The organism is Sandarakinorhabdus sp. (assembly GCF_032115815.1).
Lineage (GTDB): Bacteria > Pseudomonadota > Alphaproteobacteria > Sphingomonadales > Sphingomonadaceae > Sandarakinorhabdus.
In genome coordinates, this window is sequence record NZ_JAUMBI010000050.1 from 1 (window position 1) to 4,163 (window position 4,163).

General features: G+C 63.2%; 4 protein-coding genes. 2 read left to right on the forward strand and 2 right to left on the reverse strand.

What is annotated here, in order from left to right; translation table 11 throughout:
* The coding region (locus tag RT662_RS02800) for a cbb3-type cytochrome c oxidase subunit II (RefSeq protein ID WP_313668979.1) at positions 1–281 on the reverse strand (281 nt) is incomplete at its 3' end.
* Positions 282–294: 13 nt separating this feature from the next.
* On the reverse strand, positions 295–1,956 hold the full coding sequence (gene ccoN, locus RT662_RS02805) for a cytochrome-c oxidase, cbb3-type subunit I (RefSeq protein ID WP_313668981.1): 1,662 nt from the start codon (positions 1,954–1,956) through the stop codon (positions 295–297).
* A 166-nt stretch (positions 1,957–2,122) separates the two neighbouring features.
* Between ccoN and RT662_RS02810 the strand changes: the two genes are divergently transcribed.
* Together RT662_RS02810 and RT662_RS02815 are read left to right on the forward strand one after the other, a co-directional pair.
* On the forward strand, positions 2,123–3,037 hold the full coding sequence (locus RT662_RS02810; RefSeq protein ID WP_313668983.1) for an alpha-L-glutamate ligase: 915 nt from the start codon (positions 2,123–2,125) through the stop codon (positions 3,035–3,037).
* A gap of 136 nt (positions 3,038–3,173) precedes the next feature.
* The coding region (locus RT662_RS02815; protein WP_313668984.1) for a pyridoxal phosphate-dependent aminotransferase at positions 3,174–4,163 on the forward strand (990 nt) is incomplete at its 3' end.

Consider the following 4,163-nt stretch of genomic DNA (forward strand, 5'->3'; position numbering starts at 1 on the left):
TAACGTTCCACCTCATCGCGGAACGGGCGCACCATCTGGCTGTGGCACAGGTAGCAGCCTTCGCGCATGTAGATGTTGCGCCCGGCCAGTTCGAGCGGGGTGTAGGGACGCACGCCCTCCACCTTCTCGATGGTGGAGTCGACCCAGAACAGGGGGGCGATTTCCACAATGCCGCCGATGGCGACGGCAACGAGCGACAGCAAGCCCAGCAAGGTGACATTGCGTTCCAGCGTGCGGTGGGAAAAGCCCTCTTTGGGCGGGATTTCAGGTTGCGAAGCCATGGTTGATGCTCCCTCATTCAGCCGGCTGCAGGCCGCCCAGACGGGCAGGTGCAGGTAGCGGCCGGTCAGCGGCGGCGTTGTAGGGGGTCTCGGTCATCGGCGCTTCCTGGCGCAGGCGGCCGGCGATGGTCATCGCGATGTTCCAGGCGAACACCAGTGCACCCGACAGGTAGAGCAGGCCACCGAAGGCGCGCAGCAGGAACATCGGGCGGATGGCCGCCACGGTTTCGGCAAAGCTGTTCACCAGGTAACCGTCGGCGCCATATTCGCGCCACATCAGGCCCTGGGTGAGGCCAGCCACCCACATCGACGCGGTGTAGAAGACGATGCCGGCGGTCGCGAGCCAGAAGTGCACGTTGATCAGGCGCAGGCTGTAGAGCCGCTGGCGGTTCCACAGGCGCGGCGCCAGGAAATACATGCAGGCAAAGGTGATCATGCCATTCCAGCCGAGCGCGCCCGAATGCACGTGGCCGATCGTCCAGTCGGTATAGTGCGACAGGCTGTTGACCGACTTGATCGACATCATCGGGCCTTCAAAGGTGCTCATGCCGTAGAAGGCGAGCGCCAGCACCATCATGCGGATGATCGGATCGGTGCGGATCTTCTCCCAAGCGCCGTTCAGCGTCATCAGGCCGTTGATCATGCCGCCCCACGACGGCATCCACAGCATGACCGAGAACACCATGCCCAGGCTCTGCGCCCAATCGGGCAGCGAGGTGTAGTGCAGGTGGTGCGGACCGGCCCAGATGTAGAGGAAGATCAGCGACCAGAAGTGGATGATCGACAGGCGGTAGCTGTAGACCGGCCGTTCTGCCTGCTTGGGCACGAAGTAATACATCATGGCCAGGAAGCCGGCAGTGAGGAAGAAGCCCACCGCGTTGTGGCCATACCACCATTGGGTCAGCGCATCCTGCACCCCGGCAAAGGCCGAATAGCTCTTCGAACCCGCCCAACTGACCGGCATCGACAGGTTGTTGACGATGTGCAGCATGGCGATCGTGATGATGAACGCCAGGTAGAACCAGTTGGCGACATAGATATGCGGTTCGCGGCGCTTGATGATGGTGCCGCCAAACACCAGCAGATAGGCGACCCACACCACGGTGAGCCACAGATCGACATACCATTCCGGTTCGGCATATTCGCGAGCTTCGGTCACGCCCAGCAGATAGCCGGTGGCTGCCAGCACGATGAACAGCTGATAGCCCCAGAACACGAAACGGGCCATGCCGGGGAAGGCCAACCGGGCGCGGCAGGTGCGCTGGACCACGAAGAAGCTGGTGCAGATCAGCGCGTTGCCGCCAAAGGCGAAGATTACCGCCGAGGTGTGCAGCGGCCGCAAGCGCCCGAAGGTGGTATATTCAAACCCCAGGTTGAGCACCGGGTACGCCAGTTGCAAGGCGATGAACAACCCGGCCAACAGCCCGACAACGCCCCAGAAGGTGGTGGCGATCACGCCCCAGCGCACCGGATCATCATCATATCGATGTTCAATGTCGGCCAATTGGCCCGACAGATCGGCGCCTTTCATCACCGCCAGTGCCGCCAACAGCGCCGCCAGCGCCATGATGCCCATGTGCACCGCAAAGGCGGTGTCTTGCGCCTGGGCCATGCCAAACAACGCGATGATCATGGCCAGAAACAGGCCGCCTGATTTTGCCAGGGTCGCCGGCATGATGTTGCCCCCTAATGGTTATTGCAGCTTTGGCCCTTTTGGCGCGCTATGTTGCGCTGCAGGAATACGGGGTAGCCCTATTAGGTATTGCAACGGAGGGAGAATTTTCCCAGTCTGGCAACGAAACAACAAATGGCCTGTGCAGTGCGGCAGGCCGGGGTCGTGCATGCATCAACTGGCAATTGTTCATGATCATCCGGATGGCTTCCAGCCGCTGTTTGCAGCGCTGTCGCGGGCCGGGATCGATTATTTGCCGGTACACACTGCCGGCCACGGCTTTGATCCGATCGGTGGCCAGCCGCCGGCGCCGGTAATCTTCAACCGCATCGCCATGAGCTCGGCCCGCCACGGGGTGCATCACCCGGTCTATTACGCCATGGCGCTGCTCGATCACTGGGCCGGGCAGGGGGCATTGGTGCTGAACGGCGCCGATGCCATGGGGATCGATGCCAGCAAGGCCCGGCAGCTGGCGCTGATTAACCGGCTGGGGCTGGCGGCGCCGGCAACCCGCGTTGTGCATGACAAGGCGGCGCTGCTGGCGGCGGCCACAGCCATCGGCTTCCCGGTGGTGGTGAAGGCCGATGTGTCGGGCTTCGGATCCGGCGTCACCCGTTTTGACGACCGGCAGTCGCTGGCTGCCGCCGCCGAAGCCGGCACATTGCCGCCATCGGCCAATGGCGTGTGGCTGTGCCAGGCGCTGGTCAATCCGCGCGGCGGCACCACCACTCGCATCGAGGTGCTGGGTGGCCGCTATCTTTATGGGGTCGATGTCGCTGCCGCCGAAGACGCGCTGATGCTGGCGTGCCCGGATGATCGCCTGCAGCGCCTGGCCCAGCGCCGGCGCCGGCGCGCCGAACCGCCGCCCAATCTGATCGCCGCCGCCGAAATGCTGGCCCGCGAGGCCGGCATGGAAGTGTGCAGCATCGAATATATGATCGACGATGTCTGCGGCACGCCGCGCTTCCACGATATCAATGGCCTGTCGCCCTTCGTGGAAAATCCGATGGACGTGCTGGGCTGGGATCCGCACGACCGGCTGGTCGAACGGCTGTGGCACCATATTCGCCGCATGGGTGGTTAACGCGGCGGCGAGCGAAAATTGCCCATCAGTTGGCGCTTTGGGAATAAAACGCCTGCCAACGCCGTTCTTTGCGCAGTCCATTATTGCACCGCAGCAGTTGCCCCCTTAAGGGCTGCCCTGCGAAAGGAACGCCCTCATGAACCGCACCTCTGCCGCCATCAACCGCATCCAGCCATCGCCCACCATCGCGGTGACCAACAAGGCGGCCGAGTTGAAACGCCAGGGCCGCGACATCATTGGACTGGGCGCCGGCGAACCGGATTTCGACACGCCCGATTTCGTCAAGGAAGCCGCCATCGCCGCCATCCGCGCCGGCCAGACCAAGTACACCGGTGTCGACGGCACGCCGGAGTGCAAGGCCGCCGTGCAGGCCAAGTTCAAGCGCGACAACAAGCTTGATTACAGCCTCGATCAGATCAGCATCAATTCGGGCGGCAAGCACACCATCTTCAACGCGTTGCTGGCCACGCTTGATCCGGGCGATGAAGTGATCATCCCGGCGCCATACTGGGTGTCTTACCCCGATATCGTCCTGCTCGCCGGCGCCACCCCGGTGGTGATCCAGTGCGGCGTGGCGCAGGGCTTCAAGCTGACGCCCGAGCAACTCGAAGCCGCAATCACGCCCAAAACCCGCTGGTTCATCTTCAACTCCCCTTCCAACCCCACCGGCGCAGCTTACACACGCGCCGAACTGAAGGCGCTGGCCGACGTGCTGATGCGCCACCCGCAGGTGCTGGTGCTGGCCGACGACATGTACGAACATATCGTCTATGACGATTTCGATTTCGGCACTCTGGCCGAGATCGAGCCCGGCCTGTACGACCGCACGCTCACCGTCAATGGCGCCTCCAAGGCCTATGCGATGACCGGCTGGCGCATCGGCTTTGCCGGCGGCCCCGTCTGGATCATCAAGGCGATGGCCAAGCTGCAATCACAAAGCACCTCCAACCCCTGCTCGATCTCCATGGCCGCCACCGTCGCCGCCCTGAACGGTGATCAGAGCTTTCTTCAGGAACGCAACGCCGCCTTCCAGCGCCGCCGCGACCTGGTGGTGTCCATGCTCAACCAGACGCCCGGCCTGATCTGCCCCCGCCCGGAAGGCGCCTTCTATGTCTATCCCGATTGC